At 69.5% G+C, this 21,863-nt stretch carries 23 protein-coding genes; 5 read left to right on the forward strand and 18 right to left on the reverse strand.

What is annotated here, in order from left to right; genetic code table 11:
* The first annotated feature begins 80 nt into the window (after positions 1-80).
* Positions 81-3,002, forward strand: a complete 2,922-nt coding sequence (locus AUL34_RS04040) for a calcium-binding protein (RefSeq protein ID WP_061931474.1) — start codon at positions 81-83, stop codon at positions 3,000-3,002.
* 271 nt (positions 3,003-3,273) lie between these two features.
* Here the strand turns inward: AUL34_RS04040 and AUL34_RS04045 are convergent, their stop codons facing one another.
* The 6 genes from AUL34_RS04045 to AUL34_RS04070 all read right to left on the reverse strand — a co-directional run bounded on the left by AUL34_RS04045 (position 3,274) and on the right by AUL34_RS04070 (position 11,221).
* A complete protein-coding gene (locus tag AUL34_RS04045) occupies positions 3,274-3,504 on the reverse strand; it encodes a hypothetical protein (RefSeq protein WP_061931476.1) in 231 nt (76 codons plus the stop codon).
* 419 nt (positions 3,505-3,923) lie between these two features.
* Positions 3,924-5,258 (reverse strand): DUF4167 domain-containing protein, encoded by a 1,335-nt coding sequence (locus tag AUL34_RS04050; RefSeq protein ID WP_192845684.1) that lies wholly within the window; start codon positions 5,256-5,258, stop codon positions 3,924-3,926.
* Positions 5,259-5,587: 329 nt separating this feature from the next.
* Positions 5,588-6,475: a peptide chain release factor N(5)-glutamine methyltransferase gene (gene prmC, locus AUL34_RS04055; RefSeq protein WP_061931554.1), complete on the reverse strand. Its 888-nt coding sequence runs from the start codon at positions 6,473-6,475 to the stop codon at positions 5,588-5,590.
* Positions 6,476-6,482: 7 nt separating this feature from the next.
* Complete coding sequence (gene prfA, locus AUL34_RS04060) at positions 6,483-7,556, reverse strand: peptide chain release factor 1 (RefSeq protein WP_061931481.1); 1,074 nt, start codon at positions 7,554-7,556, stop codon at positions 6,483-6,485.
* Positions 7,557-7,608: 52 nt separating this feature from the next.
* Entirely contained in the window at positions 7,609-9,876 is a 2,268-nt protein-coding gene (gene ptsP, locus AUL34_RS04065; RefSeq protein ID WP_061931483.1) for a phosphoenolpyruvate--protein phosphotransferase, read from the reverse strand.
* A gap of 91 nt (positions 9,877-9,967) precedes the next feature.
* Positions 9,968-11,221, reverse strand: coding sequence for an aspartate kinase (locus AUL34_RS04070; RefSeq protein WP_061931484.1), 1,254 nt, complete (start codon positions 11,219-11,221; stop codon positions 9,968-9,970).
* A gap of 234 nt (positions 11,222-11,455) precedes the next feature.
* On the opposite strand from AUL34_RS04070, the gene ubiG reads away from it, so the two are divergent.
* The 3 genes from ubiG to AUL34_RS04085 all read left to right on the forward strand — a co-directional run bounded on the left by ubiG (position 11,456) and on the right by AUL34_RS04085 (position 13,563).
* Positions 11,456-12,199 (forward strand): bifunctional 2-polyprenyl-6-hydroxyphenol methylase/3-demethylubiquinol 3-O-methyltransferase UbiG, encoded by a 744-nt coding sequence (gene ubiG, locus AUL34_RS04075; RefSeq protein WP_061931486.1) that lies wholly within the window; start codon positions 11,456-11,458, stop codon positions 12,197-12,199.
* Between the two features lie 106 nt (positions 12,200-12,305).
* The gene (locus AUL34_RS04080; protein WP_061931488.1) at positions 12,306-12,782 is read left to right on the forward strand and encodes a hypothetical protein; all 477 of its coding nucleotides are present in this window, start codon (positions 12,306-12,308) and stop codon (positions 12,780-12,782) included.
* 298 nt (positions 12,783-13,080) lie between these two features.
* Positions 13,081-13,563, forward strand: coding sequence for a Dps family protein (locus tag AUL34_RS04085; RefSeq protein WP_061931490.1), 483 nt, complete (start codon positions 13,081-13,083; stop codon positions 13,561-13,563).
* A 74-nt stretch (positions 13,564-13,637) separates the two neighbouring features.
* Here AUL34_RS04085 and AUL34_RS04090 read toward each other — a convergent pair whose 3' ends face one another.
* From AUL34_RS04090 to AUL34_RS04115, 6 genes are read right to left on the reverse strand one after another with little or no spacing between them, the layout of a single operon-like run.
* Entirely contained in the window at positions 13,638-13,919 is a 282-nt protein-coding gene (locus AUL34_RS04090) for a DUF1289 domain-containing protein (RefSeq protein WP_082653146.1), read from the reverse strand.
* A gap of 35 nt (positions 13,920-13,954) precedes the next feature.
* Positions 13,955-14,248: a DUF1289 domain-containing protein gene (locus AUL34_RS04095; RefSeq protein WP_061931494.1), complete on the reverse strand. Its 294-nt coding sequence runs from the start codon at positions 14,246-14,248 to the stop codon at positions 13,955-13,957.
* Between the two features lie 18 nt (positions 14,249-14,266).
* Positions 14,267-14,710, reverse strand: coding sequence for a DUF1178 family protein (locus AUL34_RS04100; RefSeq protein ID WP_061931496.1), 444 nt, complete (start codon positions 14,708-14,710; stop codon positions 14,267-14,269).
* Positions 14,707-15,567, reverse strand: coding sequence for a carbon-nitrogen hydrolase family protein (locus tag AUL34_RS04105; RefSeq protein WP_061931498.1), 861 nt, complete (start codon positions 15,565-15,567; stop codon positions 14,707-14,709). The genes AUL34_RS04100 and AUL34_RS04105 overlap by 4 nt, the downstream gene beginning before the upstream one ends.
* Before the next feature lie 11 nt (positions 15,568-15,578).
* Positions 15,579-15,836 carry a glutaredoxin 3 gene (gene grxC / locus AUL34_RS04110; protein ID WP_061931500.1) on the reverse strand — a complete coding sequence of 86 codons (258 nt, stop codon included), beginning with the start codon at positions 15,834-15,836 and terminating at the stop codon, positions 15,579-15,581.
* A 37-nt stretch (positions 15,837-15,873) separates the two neighbouring features.
* Positions 15,874-16,623: a ComF family protein gene (locus AUL34_RS04115; protein ID WP_156420776.1), complete on the reverse strand. Its 750-nt coding sequence runs from the start codon at positions 16,621-16,623 to the stop codon at positions 15,874-15,876.
* Positions 16,624-16,738: 115 nt separating this feature from the next.
* Here AUL34_RS04115 and AUL34_RS04120 point away from each other — a divergent pair, with 115 nt between their 5' ends.
* On the forward strand, positions 16,739-17,611 hold the full coding sequence (locus tag AUL34_RS04120; protein ID WP_061931504.1) for a methyltransferase domain-containing protein: 873 nt from the start codon (positions 16,739-16,741) through the stop codon (positions 17,609-17,611).
* Positions 17,612-17,620: 9 nt separating this feature from the next.
* Here AUL34_RS04120 and AUL34_RS04125 read toward each other — a convergent pair whose 3' ends face one another.
* From AUL34_RS04125 to AUL34_RS04150, 6 genes are all read right to left on the reverse strand, one after another.
* Complete coding sequence (locus AUL34_RS04125) at positions 17,621-17,824, reverse strand: Flp family type IVb pilin (protein ID WP_061931507.1); 204 nt, start codon at positions 17,822-17,824, stop codon at positions 17,621-17,623.
* The gene (locus AUL34_RS04130) at positions 17,818-18,078 is read right to left on the reverse strand and encodes a hypothetical protein (RefSeq protein WP_061931509.1); all 261 of its coding nucleotides are present in this window, start codon (positions 18,076-18,078) and stop codon (positions 17,818-17,820) included. Before AUL34_RS04130 ends, AUL34_RS04125 begins: the two co-directional genes overlap by 7 nt.
* 119 nt (positions 18,079-18,197) lie before the next feature.
* Entirely contained in the window at positions 18,198-18,605 is a 408-nt protein-coding gene (locus AUL34_RS04135) for a (deoxy)nucleoside triphosphate pyrophosphohydrolase (RefSeq protein WP_061931512.1), read from the reverse strand.
* Positions 18,606-18,680: 75 nt separating this feature from the next.
* Positions 18,681-19,481 carry a GNAT family N-acetyltransferase gene (locus tag AUL34_RS04140; RefSeq protein WP_061931514.1) on the reverse strand — a complete coding sequence of 267 codons (801 nt, stop codon included), beginning with the start codon at positions 19,479-19,481 and terminating at the stop codon, positions 18,681-18,683.
* Complete coding sequence (gene argJ / locus AUL34_RS04145) at positions 19,450-20,682, reverse strand: bifunctional glutamate N-acetyltransferase/amino-acid acetyltransferase ArgJ (RefSeq protein ID WP_061931516.1); 1,233 nt, start codon at positions 20,680-20,682, stop codon at positions 19,450-19,452. Before argJ ends, AUL34_RS04140 begins: the two co-directional genes overlap by 32 nt.
* A 163-nt stretch (positions 20,683-20,845) precedes the next feature.
* Positions 20,846-21,832, reverse strand: coding sequence for a peptidylprolyl isomerase (locus AUL34_RS04150; protein WP_061931518.1), 987 nt, complete (start codon positions 21,830-21,832; stop codon positions 20,846-20,848).
* Positions 21,833-21,863: the final 31 nt, after the last annotated feature.

Below are 21,863 nucleotides of genomic sequence, written 5' to 3' on the forward strand. Positions count from 1 at the left end.
CGCAACTGCGCCCTTCATGCGTGTGGTGGGGTGCGTATCGTGGGGGCGTTATGCCGCTATCAGTCATCATTGACGGGGTCGTGGATCCCATTGTCGACGGCGTTCTCGATCTGGTCAACGTTGACCCGGACGCGGTTGTCGAAGTCACCGGGCTTGTACCAGGCGGCGACATCCTGAATCTCGATATCGACAGCCTTAATATCCTTGGCCTTGCCGAAGTCGACGGGGACGTCCGACTGACACTGAACAACGGGCTCCAGATCCTCCTCGTTGATGTGGATCTTAATGCTCTGGATGGGCTGTTGCAGGTTGGTGGACAGCTCGTGCTTCTGCCGGTCGACGGGGAAGTCGACGGAACTCCTGACGACGACATCATCATCGGCGACGACGGCGACAACACGCTGATCGGCGGCGACGGAGACGACACGATCATCGGTGGCGACGGCGACGACACGATCGAGGGCAACGAGGGCGACGACTTCATCAATGCTGGCGACGGCGACAACACCGTCTATGGCGGCCAGGGCAACGATACGATCACCGCCGGCGACGGCGACAACCTGATCTATGGCGGCGAAGGCGACGACACGATCACCATCGTGGGCGACGGCGACAACACCGTCTACGGCGGCACCGGTCCGAACGACCCGACCGACGGCGACGACGACATCACCATCGACGGCAACGGCGACAACCTCGTCTACGGCAACGGCGGCGACGACCTGATCCAGATCGACGGTATCGGCAGCAACACCGTCTATGGCGGCGAAGGCAACGACATCATCATCGTCGGCTCCGAAGGCTCCAACGGCGACAATCTGATCTACGGCGGCGGCAACGACAAGGCCACGCTCGGTCCCGCCATCGACGTCCTGATCGAATCCGGGCTCAACCTCGACACGTTCGCCGAGAACATCGACGAGGCCGGCATCGACGTCATTCTCGTCGAGAGCAACGGCAACAACACCGTCTATGGCGGCGACGGTGCCGACGACGCGGAGGACGGCAGCGACGTCATCTTCGTCCAGGGCAACGGCGACAACCTTCTCTACGGCAACGGCGGCAGCGACATCGTCGCGGTGCTCGGCACCGGCAACAACACGATCTATGGCGGCCTCGGGGGCGACGTGCTTCTGGCCGGCACGCTCGACGGCCTGCTGGGATCCGGCGAGGCGGGCAACGGCTCGAACCTCGTGGTCGGCGGCGACAACGACGGCGACAGCTATACCAACCTCCTGCCCGAGGGCCTCAACCTCGGCGCCATCGACATCGAAGCGATCTTGGATCGCGTCGATCCGACCGCGGGCGTCGACGTCATCGCCGTTCGCTCCAACGGCGACAACACCGTCTACGGCGGCGACAGCGCCGAAGATGCCGAAGACGGCGGCGACGTCATCCTGGTGCTCGGCGAAGGCGACAACCTCGTCACCGGCAACGGCGGCGACGACCTGATCGTCGTCTCGGGCTCCACCTTCGGCCAAGGCGACGGCGACAACACCGTCTACGGCGGCGAAGGCGACGACGAGGTTCTCGTCAACTCCAATCGCGCGTCGGTCTACGGCGGCACGGGCGACGACCTCCTCACCGTTTCCTTCGGCGCCGAGGCGCTTGTGGTCGGCGGTGAAGGCGACGACGAGATCACCGTCACCGGCGAGGGCGACGCCACCGTCTACGGCGGCGGCAGCGACGTCGATCCGGAAGACGGCGACGACGACATCTTCGTCGATGTCGGCGGCAACGCGCTGATCTTCGGCAACGGCGGCGATGACTTCATCGAGTTCGATGCCGAGGAGGCCACCGTCTACGGCGGTACCGGCAACGACACGATCTACGGCGGCAACGATTTCGGAGAGGGTGGATTCGACCTGACCGGCCGTTCCCTCGTCTACGGCGGCGCCGGCGCGGACGTCATCGACATCCGCTCCTATGACGACGTGACCGTCTACGGCGGCAACGGCCCGGTCGACCCGACCGACGACAGCGACGACATCCTCGTCGAGACGCTGGGCACCGCCCTCGTGTTCGGCAACGGTGGCGACGACGACATCTACGTCGACGCGAGCGCGGCCACTGTCTTCGGCGGCGTCGGCAACGACACGATCGAGGCCTATGTGTCGGATGCCGTCGGGTCGAACTCGCAGGTTTCCGGCGATCAGGGATCCGACGAGATCTATGTCGAGATCGGCGACGGCAACCTCACCGTGTACGGCGGCCAGACGGGCGTCGACCCGACGGACGCGGCCGACGACATCTATGTCGACGTCTACGGTGCGGGCAACGCCCTAATCTTCGGCAACGGCGGTGCCGACGACATCACGCTCGACTTCGACTTCTCCGAGGAAGACGACGTCGACTCCAGCCAGTCCACGATCTACGGCGGCGTCGGAAACGACACGATCACGGTCTTCGACGGGACAGCCGCACAGGACGTGACGATCTACGGCGGCGAGGACGCGGACTTCATCGACCTCAGTGACTCCAGCGTCACCGCCACCGTCTACGGCGGAACCGGCGCGCTCGATCCGACCGACGGCGACGACACGATCCTGCTCGGGTCCGGCAACTCGCTGGTCTACGGCAACGGCGGAAACGACCGCATCGTCTCGGGTGATGGCGACAACACCATCATCGGCGGCGCGGGCGCGGATACCATGGTCGCGGGTGCCGGGATCGATACGTTCGTGTTCGGGGCCGGTTCCTCGAGCACGGCCTTGAACGCCTGGGACCGCATCGAGGGCTTCGGCGTCGGCGACGACATCCTGGACTTCGGCCTTGCGGCCGGTTCGGACGTCACCTTCGGCTCCGGTTCGGCGGTCACCTACGACGCGGCGCTGATCAACGCCAACGCCGCCTTCGCCAGCGCCACGGGGCCGACGCTCTACAGCTTCCAGGCGGTCGGCTCCAACGGCTACCTGTTCGTGGACAGCGACCAGAACGGCACGGCCGATCTGGTGGTCCAGCTGGCTGGTGTCACCAACCTCGACGCGACGGACATCGTCTGACGCACAGCTGATGGGCGGGCCATCCTGTGGCCCGCCTCCCCTCAAGGCGCCGACCTAGGAGCCCCACACTACTCTCAAGACTGGTCGCCTTGCGCGCTCGCTCCTGCCCAAAGGGAGCGAGCGCATTCGTTTGGGCCGACGGATCCCGCGTTCCGCGCGATGCCGCGAAGAGGCTTTCGGCACCGCAAGTTCCGGACAAAAAAACGCCGGCAAACGCCGGCGCCAAGAGCATCATGCTTGATATCGCCGCCCGTCGGAGCGGCGGTCCCGATTACTCGTCCGTGCCGTCCTCGATCTCGGCGATCGCGTAATCGATCATGCCGGCGATGGCGCTGTGATCGCGGCGCAGAAGCTCGCGCGCCAAGGACAGGAGATAGACGGCGGTGCGCTCGTCGACATCGCGCGGCGACTGGGACGGATCCGACGAATCCACAGCATCCGGCTGCGTACCGGCAGCCCTGAGCGTCTGGCTGTTCGATCCCAGCCTCGGCTCCGTCGTCATACCTGCTCCTCCCGCATTCGTTGAGAACATACCAGACCGCAGATAATCGCTTTCCCGGCCGACCGGGTTCCCATGCAGATCCAAGACCATCGATGCGTCCATCCCCTTGCTCTCTTGCCGACAACAATAGGTTGCACCACGAATGGAATGCAACCGGTTCTTGAATGGTTCCCGAAGGTTAAGCCCCGGCACCGGGATGCGGTGGCGCACCCGCAACAGCTCCCGTTTTCCCGATCGTTGCCGCGTTCGCCATCGGCGGGACGCAGTGTCCCTCCGACCGGGGATCAGGCAGATGTGTCCTGGCGGGCCCGTCGACCAAGGCGATCGCAAGGGAAGCCATGGCGTCCCCCGGAACGAAAAAGCCCGGCACACGGTGCCGGGCTCTTGGACCATTCACAGAGGTTGCGCTGGGTCGCAGCTCAGCTGTCCGAGGTCAGAAGCGCCGGCGTACCATCCGCGCTACCGTCCGCCTCGCCATCCTCCTTCTTGCGGCGGGGCCGCGGAGCGCGGCGCTTGGGCGCTGCCTCGTCCTCGGCAACGACCGGCGTTTCCAGCACTGGCGCGGCTTTGGCGGCCCGGCGGCGAGCGGGCGCGGGAGCAGCGCTCTCGTTCGGCGTCTCGGCGGCAACCGGAGGCTCGACCACGGCAGCCACCGCCACGGGTGTTCCGGCATCGTCCGAGGCGACGTCGCGGCGGCGGCGTCCGCGTCCACGCGTCTCGCCGGCCTTGTTTTCGTCGCCCGTTCCCGCGGACACCGACGGCGCGACGTCCTGAACCGCCGGCTCGTTCACGGCGACCGGCGCCGACGGGATCGGTGCGGGCATCTCGTCGCGCGGCTCCGGCGCTTCAGCCACCGGCGCGTCGCCACGCTCCTCGTCGCCAGAGCGCTGACGCCCGAAGCGTTCCTCGAAGCGGCGCTCGCCGCTCCGGTCGTTCATGCGCGAGCGCTCGCGGCGGCTCTCGCGACGCCCGCCTTCGAAACGCGGGGCGTCCTGGCGGGGCGCGGCGCCCTCGCCCTCGAACTCGGGTCCCTGCGGGAAGGGCTGCGGGCCGGTTCCGGGCTGCCGGTTATCGCGATTGTCGCGGTCACGCCGGTCGTCCCGGTTCTGGCCGTCGCGGTAGCCGTTGTCGCGCGAAAAGCCTTCGCGACCCTGCCCCTCACGACCCTGCCCCTCACGACCCTGGTTGTCGCGGTTCTGGTTGTCGCGGTTCTGGAAGGGCCGGTCGCCGCGATTGTCGCGGCGGTCGCCGCGCATGTTCTGGCCGTTCTGACCGTTCTGTCCATCGCGGAACGGCGGGCGGTCGCCCTGCTGGCGCTCTCCACCCTGCCGTTCGCCGCCCTGCCGATCGCCGGCATGCTGGCGCTCGCCGTTGAAATTATTCTGAGGGCGGTCCCCATTGCCGGCATAGGGCTGCCCCATCTCGGGCCCCTGGCCCTCCTCGCCGTCCTCCTCGTCGAAGTCGGCGTAGTCGCGCTCCGGCTGGCTCGGCTGGAACGCTCCTTGCGCGGCGGCGACGATGCGCCCGTAGTGCTCGGCATGCTGGAGATAGTTCTCCGCCATCACCCGGTCGCCGGCAGCGGCGGCATCGCGCGCCAGCGTCGTGTACTTGTCGGCGATATGCTGGGCCGTGCCGCGGATCTTGACGTCGGGACCGTTGGACTCGAAGCTCCGCGACAGCGGATTGGGTCCCTTGCGCCCGCCGCGCCCGCGCATGCGCTGCTTATTCTGCTGCTGCTGGTGTCCTGGCCGCATGCTCATCCTGTTTCTGGATCGCCCGGCCGCTGGCCGGTTCTTCCTTTCGTTGCGAGCGCGATCGCGTCACCTCGCAGGGAACTGTCTGGCGTTCGGCCGCCGGGCTCGGGAGAGCCGGCTCGCAACGCCCTGCATGGAAGCTTCATGTCCGGCGCGGCGCTATCCCTTGCCGACTTGCCGGACGGGGCGGCTGCATTCGAGCGACCCGTCTGGGGCGCGTTCCGACGCAGTGATCGAGGGACACACCCTCGCGGCATCCGCCTTTGCCGCAAGACACTAGTGATTCGCCCGCCCCCTCACAAGAGGCAAAGGGTTCCAAGCGCCGGAAATCAGGCGCTTTCCACGGTCAATCCCGCCTCGCTGTCGCGCCGGAACCACAGCGCCCGTACGATACCGGACAGATCGGCACGCGCCTCGACACTCCGAAAGCCCACCGCCTCCGCCAGCCGGCTGACGTCCCCGTCCTGGCCCCGACCGATCTCGAAAAGGAGATCCCCGTCCGGCCGCAGGCAGCGTGCGGCCTGCCGCGTCAGCTGGCGGTAGGCGACGAGCCCGTCGGGGCCCCCGTCGAGCGCCAGCGCCGGATCGAAGCGGCGCACGCCGGGATCGAGCTCGTCGATATCGGCGGTCGGAATATACGGCGGGTTCGACACCACGCAGTCGAGCGGCGGGCGAAGGGCCGAGAGATAGTCCGCGCGCAAGGCCATAAACCGGTCCGCGACGCCCGCGGCCGCAGCGTTCCCCTTCGCGGTCTCGAGCGCCCCTTGCGACAGGTCGATCGCGATGCACCGGCTTTGCGGAAAGCGGGCGAGGAGGCAGACGGCGATCGCGCCCGTGCCGGTGCCGACATCGGCGAAGAGCGCGGCGCCATCGCCCCGTCGCGCCAACGCCTCGGCAGCGAGATCCACCAGCGTCTCGGTGTCGGGCCGCGGCTCCAGCGTCTCGGGCGACAGCGCGAACTCGTGCTCGCCGAAGGCGCGGCGCCCGAGAATGCGGTGCACCGGCTCGGCGAGGAGCCGCCGCGACGCCATCGCCTCGATCCGATCGGCGGCATCCGCTGGGACGGGCTGGTCGGAACGCAGGATCAGGCCGGCGGCATCCAGTCCCAGCGCCTCACCGACGAGAAGGCGCGCGTCGAGATCGGCGCTGGCAATCCCGGCGGCGCGAAAGCGCGCGCGCGTCCGTGCCAGGATCGCCCCGACGAGGATCGCGGTCACGGCCGGCTCAGGTGCCCATGGCGGCGAGGCGGGCGGCCTGGTCGTCGGCAACCAGCGCCTCGACCAGTTCGTCCATGTCGCCCTCGATCACGCGGTCGAGCTTGTAGAGCGTAAGGTTGATGCGATGGTCGGTGACGCGCCCCTGCGGGAAGTTGTAGGTGCGGATGCGCTCCGAGCGGTCGCCCGACCCCACCTGCGCCCGCCGGTCGGCCGAGCGCTCGGCGTCGATGCGCGAGCGCTCCATGTCGAAGAGGCGCGCGCGCAGGACCTGCATGGCGCGCGCGCGGTTCTGGTGCTGCGACTTCTCCGACGAGGTGACGACGATGCCGGTCGGCAGGTGGGTGATGCGCACCGCCGAATCCGTCGTGTTGACGTGCTGGCCGCCGGCGCCCGACGAACGCATCGTATCGATCCGGATGTCCTCGTTGCGGATGGCGATGTCGACCTCCTCCGCCTCCGGCAGCACGGCGACCGTCGCGGCGGACGTGTGAATGCGTCCCGACGATTCGGTGGCGGGGACGCGCTGCACGCGGTGGACGCCGGATTCGAACTTCAGCCGCGAGAAGACGCCGACCCCCGTCACCGAGGCGACCACCTCGCGGTAGCCGCCGGCCTCGCCTTCGGAGGCTTCCATCACCTCGACGCGCCAGCCTTTTCCTTCCGCATAGCGCTGGTACATGCGGAACAGGTCGCCGGCGAAGAGCCCGGCCTCCGAGCCGCCCGTGCCGGCGCGGATCTCGAGGATCGCGCCCTTGGCGTCGGCGGCGTCCTTCGGCAGGAGCAGGATCAGGAGGTCCCGGGACAGCCCTTCCAGCCGCTCCTCGACCTCACCGATCTCCGTGCTGGCGAGGTCGCGCATCTCGCGGTCGGCGGCGGGGTCGGCCAGCATCTCGCGCAGGCCCGCCAGCTCGGCCTCGGCCGCGCGGTGGGCGCGGATCCCGGCCACGACGTCCTCCAGCCCCGCATATTCGGCGGCGAGCTTCGCATAGGTCTCGTGATCGGGGCCGGACGCCATTTCCGAGACCAGCTGATCCGCGCGACGCAGGATCTCGGTCATGGTGTCGGCGGGAAGAATGGCCATGCATGTCGTCCGGTGCGGGCGCGCCGGACCGTCGGGCCGGATCGCGCGCGTCTCAAAGAGGGATGGCGTTCGCCTGCGCGTATGCCTCCAGCATCTGCCGGAAGGTCTGGCGCGGGTGACGCTCGGCGAGATGGGTGGTGATGGCGCGGTGAAGCTCGCCCGCGTCGAGGTCGAGCAGCATCGCCTTCACCGGCCCGATCGCCGACGAAGTCATGGATATGGACCGGAAGCCGAGCCCGATCAACGCCATGGCCGACAAAGGCCGCCCCGCCATCTCGCCGCACAGCGTGACGGACACGGAATGACGCTGGCCGGCATCGAGGATCTCGCGCAGCGCCCGCATGAAGGGCGTCGACAGGTCGTCGAAGCGATTGGCGATCTGCGCGTTGCCGCGGTCCACCGCGCAGAAGAACTGGAACAGGTCGTTCGAGCCGATCGAGACGAAGTCGACCAGCTGCATCAGCTCGTCGAGCTGGAACAGGAGCGAGGGCACCTCGATCATGGCGCCGAGCTTCAGGCGGCGCGGCATCGCGTGGGCGAAGCGCGTGAGGTGCTTGAACTCGCGGCTGATGAGATCGCGCGCCTGGCGCAGTTCCTCGAGATCGGTGACCATCGGGAACATGACGCGCAGCTCGCGGCCCGCCGAGGCCTTGAGGAGGGCGCGCAGCTGGGTGCGCATGAGGCCCGGCCGGTCGAGCGCCAGGCGCAGCGCGCGGTAGCCGAGCGCCGGGTTCTCCTCCGGGCTCTGATGAAGGTAGGGCAGGACCTTGTCGCCCCCGACATCCAGCGTGCGGAAGGTCACGGGCTTGCCGTCCGCCGCGTCGAGGACCGCCGAATAGAGCCGCTCCTGGTCGCTGGTCTTGGGCATGGTGGAGGCGATCATGAACTGCAGCTCGGTGCGGAACAGCCCGATGCCCGCCGCGCCCGCCGCCTCGACCTGCGGCAGGTCGACCAGGAGGCCCGCGTTCATGAGAAGGGCGATGTCCTGCCCGTCGCGCGTCCTCGCCGGCACGTCGCGCAGGGCCTGGTAGCGCTGCTGGCGCTTGGCGCGGAACTGGACGCGCTCAACGAAGACCTTTTCCACGTCGGCGGGCGGGCGCAGGTGCACCGCGCCCTCCTCGCCGTCCACGATCACGGCGTCGCCCTTCTCGGCCATGGACACGGCGCCCTTGACCTGCCCGACCACCGGGATGGCGAGCGCGCGCGCCACGATCACCACGTGGCTCGTCGGGCCGCCCTCCTCCAGGACCAGGCCGCGGATCTGCTCGCGGCGGTAGTCGAGAAGCTCGGCCGCGCCCATCGAGCGCGCCACGATCACGACGTCGCCGGCGACGCCATCGCCGAACATGTCGCCCGCCCGGCCCATCAGCTGGCGGAGCAGGCGGTTGGCGAGGTCGTCGAAATCGTGCAGGCGCTCGCGCAGGAAGGGATCCGACGCGTGCACCATGCGGGCGCGCATGTCGTTCTGCACCTTCTCCACCGAGGCCTCGGCGGTCAGGCCGTTGCGCACGGCTTCCTCGAGCCGCCGCACCCAGCCGCGATCGTGGGCGAACATGCGATAGGCTTCGAGCACCGCGCGGTGCTCGCCCTCCACCGCCATGTCGCGGCGCTGCAGCATGTCCTCGATCGAGATGCGCAGCGAGGACACGGCCTTCTCGAGACGCACGACCTCGGCCTCGGCATCCTCGTTGAAGAGATTGGTGACGACGACGCGCGGCTCGTGGAGGATGACGTGACCGAGGCCGATGCCGTCGGCGAGCGCCAGTCCGTCGAAATGCACGGGACGCGACAGGTCGAGGACGACGCCGGGACGCGACAACCCTTCGAGGCTGCCGGCCGCGATCATCTCGGCAACCACCATGGCCACCGTCTCCAGCGCCTCGGTCTCCTCGTCGCGGTAGACCCGCTTTTCCTTGTTCTGGACGACGAGGACGCCAAGCGTGCGGCCCGCGCGCAGGATCGGCACGCCCATGAAGGAGTAGAAGATCTCCTCCCCGGTCTCGGGCAGGTAGGTGAACGCCGGGTGCTTCTGCGCGTCCTGCAGGTTCAGGGCGCGGGCGGTGGCCGCGATCGTGCCCACCAGCCCCTCGCCGAGGCGAAGCTGGGCAAGGTGCACGGAGCCGGGATTGAGGCCTTGCGTGGCGTAGAGTTCGAGGACGCCGTCGGCGCGCAGCACATAGAGCGAGCAGACCTCGGCCACCATGTTGGCCGCGATCTGGCGCACGATCTCGTCGAGGCGCGCTTGCGCCTCGATGGGTTCGGCCATCAGTTCCCTGATCCGGCGCAGAAGGATGCGCGGTCCCGAGGAGTCGCTTCGCATCAGGCACGTCTTCCGTCGGTCGGCGAACGATCCCGGCCCGCGTCGAGAATCAGGCCGGAGGGGATTCGCGCGCCGGATCGGCGCGTCGGACTCAAGCTTTGTCGAGACCGTAGACGGAATGCAAGGTGCGCACGGCGAGTTCGGTGTACTCGCCGTCGATCAGGATGGAGATCTTGATCTCCGAGGTGGTGATGGCGCGGATGTTGATGCCCCGTCCGGCCAACGCCTTGAAGGCCGTGGCGGCGACGCCGGTGTGCGAGCGCATGCCGATGCCGATCACGGACACCTTGGTGAGGCCCCGCTCGGACTGGACGACGTCGAAGCGCATGGAGGCCTTGGCGTCCTCGATCACCTTCTGCGCCTTGGCGAGATCGCCGGCCGGCACGGTGAAGGTCATGTCGGTGCGCGTGCCGTCCTCCGAGACGTTCTGCACGATCATGTCGACGTTGACGCCGGCGTCCGCCAGCGGCCCGAAGATGGCGGCGGCCACGCCCGGCTGGTCCTCGACGCGGCGCAGCGAGATCTGCGCCTCGTCCTTGGCGTAGGCGATGCCGGTGACGACCTGCTGTTCCACGATTTCATCCTCGTCGCAAATAAGGGTCCCCGGAGGGTTCAGGAAGTCGCCCATGCCCGGCGCGTCGGGATCGGCGAAGGAGGACCGCACGAAGGTTCGCACCTTGTGGACCATGGCGAGCTCGACGGAGCGCACCTGCAGCACCTTGGCGCCGAGCGAGGCCATCTCCAGCATCTCCTCGAAGGAGACGCGGGCCATGCGGCGGGCCTTGGGTTCGATGCGCGGGTCGGTGGTGTAGACGCCGTCGACGTCGGTGTAGATATCGCAGCGATCGGCCTTCAGCGCCGCGGCGACGGCCACCGCCGAGGTGTCGGAGCCGCCGCGCCCGAGGGTCGCGATGCGGTTGTCCGGGGCGAGCCCCTGGAAGCCCGCGATCACGGCGACCTGCCCCTCGCCGAAGCGGCGCACGATCTCGGAGCCGTCGATCTCCTGGATGCGCGCCGAGGCGTGGGCGCCGTCGGTGCGGATCGGGATCTGCCAGCCCTGCCAGGAGCGGGCGTTGATGCCCATGTTCTGCAGCGTGATCGCCAGGAGCCCGGCGGTCACCTGCTCGCCGGACGCCACCACCGCGTCGTATTCGCGCGCGTCGTGCATGGCGGAAGCCTGCGTGCACCAGCCGACCAGCTCATTGGTCTTGCCCGACATGGCGGAGACGACGACCGCCACCTGGTGGCCGGCGTCCACCTCGCGTTTGACGTGGCGGGCGACGTTCCGGATCCGGTCGATGTCGGCGACGGAGGTGCCGCCGAATTTGAGAACGAGACGCGCCATGGAAAAGACCGATGCCGAGCGGGCGGCCCGCCGATCGGCGCGGGAGCCCGTCCATTCTGGAGGAAACACGAGCGCCCGCGCGCACGCTCTGGCGAGCCGGGCGGCAGGCGGCCCCGGTTAGCCGAAGCGGGCGTGAAGCGCAAGGCGACCGGCGCCACCCTGCCGCGCTTGACTTCCCGCGCCCAAGCGGAACATGCGGGACCAACACGGTTTTTTCGGCAACGGACGGACATCATGAGCGAGGCACGGCAGACCACGATCGACGCCGGCGAGGTGGAGCGCTTCTCGCGGCTCGCCGCCGAGTGGTGGAACCCGCGCGGCAAGTTCAAGCCGCTGCACAAGTTCAACCCGGTGCGCCTCTCCTATATCCGCGAGCAGGTCGGCCTCAACTTCGGGCGCGATCTCCACTCGCTGAAGCCCTTCGAGGGCCTGCGGATGCTGGACATCGGCTGCGGCGGGGGGCTGATCGCCGAGCCGCTCGCCCGTCTCGGCGCCGCCGTCGTCGGGGCCGACGCCTCCGCCACCAACATCGAGGTGGCGCGCCTCCATGCGGCCGAAAGCGGCGTTGCGGTGGATTACCGCGCCGAAACGGCCGAGGCGCTGGATGCGGCAGGCGAGCGCTTCGATGTCGTGCTGGCGCTGGAAGTCGTGGAGCACGTCTCGGACGTGAACCTCTTCCTCACGTCGGCCGCGCGTATGGTGAAGCCCGGCGGGCTCCTGTTCGTGGCCACCATCAACCGCACGATGAAGGCGATGACCTTCGCGATCGTCGGGGCGGAATACGTCCTCGGCTGGCTGCCGAAGGGCACGCACCAATACGCCAAGCTCGTGCGCCCTCCGGAGATCGAGGCGCCCCTGCGCGCCGAGGGCCTGACGTCGGTCGACGAAACCGGGGTCGTCTATCATCCGCTGGCGGACGAATGGCGCCGCTCGCGCGACATGGACGTCAACTACATGGTCCTCTACCGCCGGCCCTGAATCGGGCCCTTCCGGTCGCCGCCGCGATCTGATAGGGAATGCTTCCGTTGAAAGTCAGGTTTGATTTCGCGGGGCTTCCGGGCCCGGCGAAAGCCGGGAATTCTCGATGTCAGCATCCCTTGCGCGGCTCCCCCTTTCCCACGACGCGGATCGCCGGGTCGTCGCCTTTCCGCGCTGCCCCACCGCCGAACGGATCACCGCGGCGCGAAGCCTTTCGGCCGACCAGCGGCTCGACCTCGAGCGTCTTCGCTGGCTGGCGCTGCGCTCGCAGCTCGCCCCCCGCGCCGATCTCGAGCGGGCCTGCTACGTCCTGGCGGGCCAGCCGGCCGCCTCGCTCGACCGTCTCGCCACCGTGTTCTTTCGAGGCCTCTCGGAGCGTGCGTCCTCGGAGATGGTGATTTACCGGCCCGGCGCGGTGGCCGTCAGCGACGACGAATGCTGGCTGCTGCGCCTCGTCGCCGCCTGTCGCAACGGGCAGGACGCCGCGGCGGGCGCCCTCGTCGCCTGGCGCGTCACCCCGTCGGCGCGCCGCTGGATGCGGTTCCTCTCCGCGGCGATGGTCCGCGCCCTGGACGCCGCCTGACGCATGGGCGGCGGCCGGCTTCCAGCCAGTCGCCAGCCCACTTGTTCGAACACGCACACCCCTCCTCGCGATGCGTCCGGCCGAACGGCGGCCCGGCAAGCAGCCTCGACCTCCACGGCGTTTGCCGTCACGATGTCGCGCGGCCGCTCGACCCTGGCCGTTCGCCAGTTTAGAATGATTCAAAAGAGAGTTGAAACCGGAGCGCTCCGGGTCTAGTTTAGAACCATTCCAATCCAGCCTCGCAACTACCGGCGAGGCATCGCGTTGAAAAGCGCATCAAGCACCGAGGAGAACCACCATGGGTCTGGTTGCCGCCAAGATCGAGCCGAGCGCCAAGGAAGAGATCGTCAACGGCCTGACGCAGGCCCTGGCCGAGACCGCCATCGAGACGCTGAAGGCGCAGAACTTCCACTGGAACGTGACGGGCATGAGCTTCGGCTCGCTGCACGAGCTGTTCCAGGAGATCTACGAGGATCACTTCGAGGCGCAGGACCTGCTCGCCGAGCGCATCAAGGCGTTCGACGCCCATGCCGAAGGCCGCTACTCGATCTATCTCGAGCGCAGCGCCGTCGAGGAGCATGACGGTCGCACCGACGCCAAGACCATGATCGAGGTCCTGATGAAGGACCAGGAGACCCTGTCCTCCACCCTGTCCTCGCTGGCGCAGGTCGCCGAAGAGCACGGCGACTGGGCGACCAACGACATGGCCACCGGCCGCATCGAGAAGCACGACAAGTTCGCCTGGATGCTGCGCGCCCATCTGAAGTCGACCGCCGCCTGAGCGAGCGCGTCCGTCCGACAGAACGAAGGCCCGCCGGAGCGATCCGGCGGGCCTTCGTCGTTGACGACCCGGCGTCAGACGCCGGCTTCCTCCTCGTCCAACGGACAGGGCACGCCTTCCATCTGGCACTTGCGGCGATAGGCGATGGCCCAGAAGGCCGGGTTCTTGTGCTCGGCCCGAAGGCGCGCCAGAAGCGCGTCGAAGAACGCCTTCTTGCGCTCGGCGCTGCCCGAATGGGGAAACGAGTCCTTCTCCATCTTCGTCATCATGCAGCCGACGCAGCGCCCCGCGCGCTTGTACTTGCACACGTCGACACAGGGGCTCGGGGCATCGGCCCAGGCTGGCGATACGCTCATGGACGGATCTCTGGCTCCCACTGGAACCGTTGGAGTTAGGCAGCCTCGCGATGCTTGTCGAGGCCGGCTTCCAGCTTGTCGAGCGGGCACGGACGGCCCTTCTTCTCGCAGCGGCGCCGGTACATGCGCGACCAGTAGGCGTAGCGCCCCGCCGCCTGCAGCCGGTCGCTGAGCATCACGAGGAAAGCGCGCTTCTCGCCCTTGCCCTCCAGCCGCTTGAACCGCTTCTTCTCGGGCTTGGTCATGCGGCAGCCGATGCACTGGCCGTCGATCTTGAACTTGCAGACCGAGATGCAGGGGCTCGGCGCCTTGGCGAAGGTCTTGGCCATCCGGCTTCGAAGGTCCTGTCAGTTCTTGTCTTCGGGCAAAGGCGGCAGCGGCAGGGCGGCGATCCCCTCCTCAAGGAGGCTGCGCACCTCGTGCCCGCTCGCCTCGCCGTAAATCTGCCGGCCCTCCGCCTCGCCGTGATGGATGCGCCTGGCCTCCTCGGCAAACGCCGCGCCGACATAGGTGCCCTCCGAGCGCACCTTGCGCGCCAGGTCCTGCAACTGACGGAAGAGCGCGGCGGCTTCCCCTGACGGCGCGCTCGTTACTACGCCGCCCGGCGACGCCGGCCCTTGCGGTGCGGCAGCGACCGCCGGGCTCATCAAGGCCTTGTCGACGCCGTGCCCGTCGCAGACGGGACAGGTCAGGAGACCCCGCGCGCCCTGCGTGTCGAAGTCCGCGGAGGATCGGAACCAGCCGTCGAAGCCGTGGCCGCATCCCCGGCACTTCAGCGCGTAGCGGATCATGCCTGCTCGGGGACGCGCGCCGTCGATGCCTCGAAGGGCCGCCGGTTCTTCAGGTTCGGGATCTTGGCGCGGACGCTGGCCACGAGCTCCGTGTCGATCGTGGCAAGCGCCACGCCCGGCTCGTCGCCCTTCACCTCGGCGATCACCCGGCCCCAGGGGTCCGCGATCAGCGAGTGGCCGAAGGTCTCGCGCCCGTCCTCGTGTCGCCCGCCCTGGGCGGCCGCGATCATGAAGGCGTTGTTCTCGATCGCGCGCGCGCGCAGGAGCACGTGCCAGTGAGCCTCGCCGGTCTGGCGGGTGAAGGCGGCCGGCGCGGTCAGCACCTCGGCGCCCGCCAGCGCCTCTGCCCGGAAGAGCTCGGGAAAACGCATGTCGTAGCAGACCGCGAAACCGATGCGCGCCGTGCCGTCGGCGAAGGCGACGTCGGCCAGCCCCGAGCGGGTGCCCGGCAGGTAGGTCGCCGATTCGCGCCAGCTCTCGCCGCCGTCGAGGTCGACGTCGAACATGTGGATCTTGTCGTAGGTCTCGATCGTCTCGCCGTCCGGCCCGAACAGGAAGGCGCGGTTGGCGGCCATGCCGTCGTCGGCGGCGATCGCGGTCGAGCCGAGATGGAGCACGATGGCATGACGCCGGGCGAGCGCGCGGGCGGCCTCCACAACCGGATCGGCCTCGGCGGGCATCAGCCGGGCGCGGAGGAGCTCCCGGTCGCGGGCCAGCATGCCCGTCATTTCCGGGGTCTGGACGTAAGTCGCGCCGCGCTCGGCAGCCTCGGTCACCAGCGCTTCCATCGCCTCGATGTTGCGGGCCGGGTCCTGCCCGGAACGCATCTGCACCACGGCGGCTCGAAAAACGGTCATCGGATCAGCCCTCAGGACGCGAGAAGCGGGTCGAGCCGGCCGGCCCGGTCCAGCGCATAGAGATCGTCGCAGCCGCCGACATGGGTGCTGCCGATGAAGATCTGCGGGAAGGTCGTGCTGCCCGGCGCCCGCGTCATCATCTCCTGGCGGAACGCCGGCTCGACGGTGGCATCCTTCTCGGCGAAGGCGACGCCCTTCTTCGTGAGGAGGTCCTTGGCGCGCGCGCAGTAGCCGCAGAATTGCCGGGTGTAGATGGTGACGGGGGGCATCGGGCGTCCTCCAGATGGGGCGAGCGCTGATATGCGATCATCCCGCGCCCGCCGCAACCCTCGCAAAGACGAGGACGCTGACTTCGGCGGCGCCCGCCCGCTTGAGGGCGCGCGTCGCCGCCGAGACGGTGGCCCCGGTGGTGAAGACGTCGTCCACGAGGAGGACGCGTCGCCCCCGGACCTCCGCCTCGCGCCCCGCCGTCACCTCGAAGGCGCCGCGCACGTTCTCGAGCCGCTCCGCCGGCCCGAGGCCGACCTGGCTGAGCGTCGCACGCTTGCGACGGAGGCACAGCGGCGCATAGGCGAGGCGCTCGGCCCGCGCGATCGCGCGCGCCAGTTCGGCCGACTGGTTGAAGCGGCGCGCGATGAGGCGCCGGGCATGGAGCGGCACCGGCACGACGATGTCGCAATCCGCGATCGCCTCCCCCCCGGCCCGCCGCATCCAGGCGGCCATCAACGGAACGAGATCGGCGCGGTCGGCGTATTTCAGGGAAGCCACCATGCGCGCGGCCAGCGTCTCGTAGACCAGAGCGGCGCGCAGGCGCGCGAACACGGGCGGATCGGCGATCGCCTCCGCCGACAGGAAACCGCGCCCGAGATCGTAGGAGAAGGGAAGGCCGAGTACCTCGCAATAGGGCCGCTCGATGAAGCGCAGCGAGCGCCAGCAGCCGGGGCACACGGCCGGCGCCTCGGCCAGCGCTCCCCCGCAGCCGGCGCAGACGGGCGGATAGATGATCCGGCCGATCGGCCGCGCGAACCGGGACAGGCCCCGTCTGACGAACTCCATGCCCATGCCTCCCCCCGACGCCTCCCCCAGCGCTTTCCTTCCACCCCGCCCGACGATACTCCCGCCCGGGCGCACCACAAGACCCCTCTTCGCCCATCTGAGCCGGAGCCCCGCGATGACCGCCAACGCCCCCTTCGACCGCGCCCTCCTCGACCGCCGGCGACTGCGCGCGGCGCGGCGCGGGGCGTCCGGCGCATCCTTCCTGCTCGATGCGGTCGGCGGCGAACTCGCCGAGCGCCTGTCGCTGGTCCAGCGGCAGTTCGCGGTGGGTGTCGAACTCGCCGGCCATACCGGCGTGCTGGCTGAGCGACTGCGGGTCGGGGGACAGGTAGAGCGGCTCGTGCGCATCGAGCGCGACGCGCGGTTTCTCGATGCCGGCGAGGGCGTGGTGGCCGACGAGGAGGCGCTGCCGCTCGCCGACGAGAGCGTCGATCTCGTGGTGTCGTCCCTGTCGCTGCACCTCACCAACGACACGCCGGGGGTTCTGGTGCAGATCCGGCGGGCGCTCCGGGGCGACGGGCTGCTTCTGGCGGCGCTGCTCGGCGGCGAGACGCTGAACGAACTGCGCTCGGCGCTTCTGGCGGCCGAGGCCGAGATCTCGGGAGGCGCGAGCCCGCGCGTCGCGCCCTTCGCCGACCTCCGGGAAGCGGGCGGGCTCCTCCAGCGCGCCGGTTTCGCTCTGCCGGTGATCGATCAGGATCGGCTCACGGTGCGCTACGGGTCGATGTTCGAGCTGATGCGGGACCTGCGCGACATGGGGATGAGCAACATGCTGCATGCCCGCGTGCGACGACCGGCCGGACGGCGCCTGTTCTTCCGGGCGGCGGAAATCTATGCCGAGCGTTTCGCCGACCCCGACGGACGGCTGCGCGCGACCTTCGATGTCATCTACCTCTCGGGATGGAAGCCGCACGAGAGCCAACAGAAGCCGCTGAAGCCCGGCAGCGCGACGCACAGCCTGGCCGAAGCGCTGAAGCCGAAAAGCTGACGCGCTGCGTCAGCTGCTGCTCATCGCCTCGCTCACCCGTTCCATCACGTTGTTGAACATGGCGGCGACGCTGTTGCTGGTGTTGCCGAGGCCCGCGAGCAGGACCACGGCCACGAGGCCGACGATCAGCCCGTACTCGATCGCGGTCGCGCCCGAGCGATCGCGCAGGAACCGATGGGCCGGCCGGGTCCGAAGCGGGGCCGGCTTCAGCATGCGCCCCCCTGGCGGCCGACGGCCAGACGCAGACATCCGCCGCCGGGAGCGAAAGTGAAGCGGGAGGCGGAAACGGAGCCCGTGGTCATCGTATCGATGCCCTCCGAGCCGTTGGCGGCCACGAGGCGATCGGCCCCGCGCGGCGCGATGCCGAAAGCGATGGCGCCGGCGAGCGGGCCGACGAGAAGCGCGGCGCGCAGAAGAGCCCCGGCGACCCCGGCGCGGCGTGGCGATCGATTGGACGTGTTGCGCATGCGATCCGGCTCCGGTCCCGTCCGGCCGGCCGAGCGCCCGAACGTCCGAGATCATGCGGCGCGGACGTAAAGGTCGCTTTAAGCGACATGCTTAACGGGGCGTCCTCCCACGGTTCGCGTCAGAGGAGATCGGTCAGGAAGGGAATCAGCGGCAGGTCGGCGGGCGGCATGGGGTGGTCGCGCAAATGCGCCGCGCGCACCCATTTCAGCGCCTGGCCTTCCATCGAGCGGGGGATGCCCTCGTAGCGCCGGCAGACATAGAGCGGCATCATGAGGTGGAAGTCGTCGTAGGTGTGGCTGGCGAAGGCGAGCGGGGCGAGGCAGTCGGCCTTGGTCTCGACCCCGATCTCCTCGCGCAGCTCGCGAATCAGCGTCTCCTCCGGCGTCTCGCCGGTCTCGACCTTGCCGCCGGGAAACTCCCAAAGCCCCGCCAGCGACTTCCCCGGCGGACGCTGCGCCAGGAGGATGCGGTTGTCGGCGTCGAGCAGCGCGCAGGCCGCGACGAGAAGCAGGCGTGGCGTCGGCATGGGCGGCGGCTTCCATGAAGCATGTCCGGCGAGGCGGAAACGCCCGGCGGCCGGATCGATGCGGCGCGAACGGGTTCAGACGATGATGCCCGGAGGGGCGCGGTAGACGTAGCGATAGGCCTCGGAAAAGCCGAGGCGCGCGTAGAGCGAGCGGCCGGCGGCGTTCTCGGCCTCGACCTGCAGCCAGCCGGTGCGCGCACCCTTGTGCAGGGTATGGCGGAGCGCGGTGGCCACGAGGTCGATGCCGATGCCCTGGCGGCGGGCCGACGGGGCCACCGCGACGTCGAGAATCCCCGCCAGATCGTTGTCCGTGATCGCCAGCGCGACGGCGACCGGCACGCCCTCCTCGCTCTCGCGCACGAAGAAGGCGGCGGGCGGCCGGATGGAGGTCAGGACCGCTTCCAGCCCTTCGCGAAGGGCGGCGGGACGGCGGTGCACGGCAAGCGACGCCTCGAGATAGCGGCGGGCGTCCTGAAGCGGGATCCGATCGATCGCCTCCTTCAGGTCGAGGGAGGCGAGATCGGCGGTATAGACGATCGATTCGCCGAAACTCGACCAGCCGGCGTCGTCGAGGTAGCGGATCAGGCGCGGCGGGGCGAGCGGCGACTGGCGGAAGACGAGCGGCCGGCCGGCGGCGCGGAACCGTTCGCCCACGCGCTCGATGCGCGCCTCGATGGCGGTGTCGTCGGCCGGGTCGAGCGGGTTGACCGAGTTCAGGCGCTTGGCCGGGAAGCTCGTGGTCAGACGCACCGCCCAGGTGCCGTCGTAATAGGTCGAACTCGCGGGCCAGGCGCGGAAACCCGCGGCCTCCAGCCGTCGGACCACCGTCAGCCGCGGCACCCGTTCAGCTCCGGTAATCGCCATTGATCGCGACATACTCCTTCGTGAGGTCGCAGGTGTAGACGGTCCAGCGCCCGGTCCCCAAGCCCAGCTCGACGCGGATCGCGATCTCGTCGCGTTTCATCTGCGCCGACGCGTCGGCCTCCGAGTAGGCCGGGTCGCGCTCGCCGTCGACGGCCACGCGCACGTCGCCGAAGGAGATCGCGAGGCGGTCGCGCTCGGCGGGCTCGCCGGCCTTGCCGACCGCCATCACGACGCGGCCCCAGTTGGCGTCCTCGCCCGCCACGGCCGTCTTGACCAGCGGCGAGTTGGCGATCGAGAGCGCGATGCGTTTTGCCGACCGGTCGTCGACCGCGCCCTCCACGGTGACGATGATCTCCTTGCGCGCACCCTCGCCGTCGCGCGCCACCTGCCGGGCGAGGTCGAGGAGCACGGCGGCGAGAGCCTCGCGGAACGGCCCGAGGCGCGGATCGGCGACGTCGGCGACCGGCGCGTTGCCGGCCGCACCGGTGGCGAAGAGAAGCAGGGTGTCGGAGGTCGAGGTGTCGGAATCCACCGTCACCGAATTGAAGGTCGGGCCGACGGCTTCCGACAGGAGCGCCTGAAGCACGGCCGGCTCGATCGCGGCGTCGGTGGCGAGAAACGACAGCATGGTCGCCATGTCCGGCGCGATCATGCCGGCGCCCTTGGCGATGCCGTTGAGGCGCACGCTCGTCTCGCCCAGCGCCACGTCGCGCGTGGCGACCTTCGGATAGGTGTCCGTGGTCATGATGGCGTCCGCCGCCTCGCGCCAGCGCGCGCCCTCGCCTCCCGAGAAGAGGCCGGCGAGAAGCGGCGTGATCTTGGCGGCGTCCAGCGGCTCGCCGATTACGCCGGTCGAGGCGAGAAAGACTTCGGAGGGCGTGCAGCCGACGGCTTCGGCCGCCGCCGCCGCGGTGGCATCCGTGGTGGCGACGCCCTTGCGGCCGGTGAAGGCGTTGGCGTTGCCCGAATTGACGACGAGCGCCCGGGCCCGGCCCCCCGGGAGGCTCGCGCGGCAATGGTCCACCGGCGCTGAGGGACACTTCGAGGTGGTCAGGACGCCCGCGACGCTCGTGCCCTCCCGGAAGGTCATGGTGAGAACGTCGGTCCGGCCGCGGTACTTGATGCCCGCAGCGCCCGTCGCGATGGAGACGCCCGCCACGGCCGGCATGTCGGGCGCGGTGCGGGGAGCGAGCGGGGAAACGGGATGGGACATGGCGCGGCCCTTCACGGCAGGGGTGGTCGGCTGATCCCCCCCCCTGTGCCCCAAGCGGCGCCCGAGCGGCAAGCGACAATTGCGCGACGGCCGGGGAGCGATGCGAAAAGGGCGCCGGATCGGCTCCGGCGCCCTCGGGTTCAGGATGGGATGAATTGAGCCGTCACTGCGCGGGCGCGGGCGCCGCCTCGGTCTCGGCCTCGTCGGCCGCGGCCTCCGGCTCGTCGGCGCCGGTGGCCATGGCCTTTTCCATCGTCTCCATCTGCGCCTTCAGCGCGGGATCCTCGTAGGTCACCGCCTCTTCGGCGCGGGCGGCCTGGACGAGCTCGACATACTTCTCGCGCATCACGACCTGGCGCACCTGGTCGGCGACCTGCTCGAAGGCGGGCGGCTGCTGCGGGCGCTTCTCCAGCACCTTGATGACGTGCCAGCCGAACTGCGTCTGGACCGGCTCCTTGGTATAGGTGCCCGGCTCGAGCGCGTAGGCCGCGGTCTCGAAGGCCGGCACCATCTGGCCGGGGCCGAAGAAGCCGAGGTCGCCGCCCTGCGGTCCGGTCGGGCCGGTCGACTTCTCGGCGGCCAGCGCGTCGAAGTCCTTGCCGGCGTCGAGCTCCTTGATGGCGGCTTCCGCCTCTTCCTTGGTGGGCACGAGGATGTGCTTGGCGTGCAGCTCCTCGACCGGCGTCATGGCGGCCACTTCCTTGTCGTAGCGGGCGCGCACCTCGGCGTCGGTGATCGCGGCGATCCCGTGCTTCTCGAAATAGGCGTTGTGCAGGGCACGCTCGCGCAGGAACGCGATGCGGCGCGCCGTCTCGGCATCGTCGGCGAGCTTCTCGGCCTCGCCCTTGGCGGCCAGCGCCTTGATGTCGATGAGGGCGGCGAGCGTGGCGAGGCGGCGCTGCTCGGGCGGCAGCTGGGCGAACTGCGAGCCGAGATCGGCGCTGGCGGCCTCGAGGTCGGCCTGCGTGATCTTGGCGCCGCCGACCGTGACGAGCACCGTGTCGGGCGCGACGGGGGCAGGAGCCGGAGCCTGGGCCGGGGCCGCAGCGGGCGCGACCGGCGCGGCGGCGTCCTGCGCTTGGGCGCTGCCCGCCAGTGCGGCGAGCACGAGACCGGAGGTGGCGAGCGCCAGGCGGAGCGAAGTGAGCATGAGGCTTGAGCCTTCCCGTCGACGGAAAACA

Origin of the sequence: Aureimonas sp. AU22 (genome assembly GCF_001463745.1) — a bacterium.
Taxonomy (GTDB): domain Bacteria; phylum Pseudomonadota; class Alphaproteobacteria; order Rhizobiales; family Rhizobiaceae; genus Aureimonas.

Excerpts from the sequence above, each read along its gene's own strand:
- AUL34_RS04095 (WP_061931494.1), bottom strand. The coding sequence starts at position 14,248 with ATGGCCAAGACCTTCGCCAAGGCGCCGAGCCCCTGCATCTCGGTCTGC.
- AUL34_RS04100 (WP_061931496.1), bottom strand. The coding sequence starts at position 14,710 with ATGATCCGCTACGCGCTGAAGTGCCGGGGATGCGGCCACGGCTTCGAC.
- AUL34_RS04150 (WP_061931518.1), bottom strand. The coding sequence starts at position 21,832 with ATGCTCACTTCGCTCCGCCTGGCGCTCGCCACCTCCGGTCTCGTGCTC.
- ubiG (WP_061931486.1), top strand. The coding sequence starts at position 11,456 with ATGAGCGAGGCACGGCAGACCACGATCGACGCCGGCGAGGTGGAGCGC.
- AUL34_RS04045 (WP_061931476.1), bottom strand. The coding sequence starts at position 3,504 with ATGACGACGGAGCCGAGGCTGGGATCGAACAGCCAGACGCTCAGGGCT.
- AUL34_RS04125 (WP_061931507.1), bottom strand. The coding sequence starts at position 17,824 with ATGCTGAAGCCGGCCCCGCTTCGGACCCGGCCGGCCCATCGGTTCCTG.
- AUL34_RS04120 (WP_061931504.1), top strand. The coding sequence starts at position 16,739 with ATGACCGCCAACGCCCCCTTCGACCGCGCCCTCCTCGACCGCCGGCGA.
- AUL34_RS04135 (WP_061931512.1), bottom strand. The coding sequence starts at position 18,605 with ATGCCGACGCCACGCCTGCTTCTCGTCGCGGCCTGCGCGCTGCTCGAC.
- AUL34_RS04085 (WP_061931490.1), top strand. The coding sequence starts at position 13,081 with ATGGGTCTGGTTGCCGCCAAGATCGAGCCGAGCGCCAAGGAAGAGATC.
- AUL34_RS04105 (WP_061931498.1), bottom strand. The coding sequence starts at position 15,567 with ATGACCGTTTTTCGAGCCGCCGTGGTGCAGATGCGTTCCGGGCAGGAC.
- argJ (WP_061931516.1), bottom strand. The coding sequence starts at position 20,682 with ATGTCCCATCCCGTTTCCCCGCTCGCTCCCCGCACCGCGCCCGACATG.
- AUL34_RS04140 (WP_061931514.1), bottom strand. The coding sequence starts at position 19,481 with ATGTCGCGATCAATGGCGATTACCGGAGCTGAACGGGTGCCGCGGCTG.
- ptsP (WP_061931483.1), bottom strand. The coding sequence starts at position 9,876 with ATGCGAAGCGACTCCTCGGGACCGCGCATCCTTCTGCGCCGGATCAGG.
- grxC (WP_061931500.1), bottom strand. The coding sequence starts at position 15,836 with ATGCCCCCCGTCACCATCTACACCCGGCAATTCTGCGGCTACTGCGCG.
- AUL34_RS04080 (WP_061931488.1), top strand. The coding sequence starts at position 12,306 with ATGTCAGCATCCCTTGCGCGGCTCCCCCTTTCCCACGACGCGGATCGC.
- prfA (WP_061931481.1), bottom strand. The coding sequence starts at position 7,556 with ATGGCCATTCTTCCCGCCGACACCATGACCGAGATCCTGCGTCGCGCG.
- AUL34_RS04130 (WP_061931509.1), bottom strand. The coding sequence starts at position 18,078 with ATGCGCAACACGTCCAATCGATCGCCACGCCGCGCCGGGGTCGCCGGG.
- AUL34_RS04050 (WP_192845684.1), bottom strand. The coding sequence starts at position 5,258 with ATGCGGCCAGGACACCAGCAGCAGCAGAATAAGCAGCGCATGCGCGGG.
- AUL34_RS04090 (WP_082653146.1), bottom strand. The coding sequence starts at position 13,919 with ATGAGCGTATCGCCAGCCTGGGCCGATGCCCCGAGCCCCTGTGTCGAC.
- AUL34_RS04070 (WP_061931484.1), bottom strand. The coding sequence starts at position 11,221 with ATGGCGCGTCTCGTTCTCAAATTCGGCGGCACCTCCGTCGCCGACATC.
- AUL34_RS04115 (WP_156420776.1), bottom strand. The coding sequence starts at position 16,623 with ATGGAGTTCGTCAGACGGGGCCTGTCCCGGTTCGCGCGGCCGATCGGC.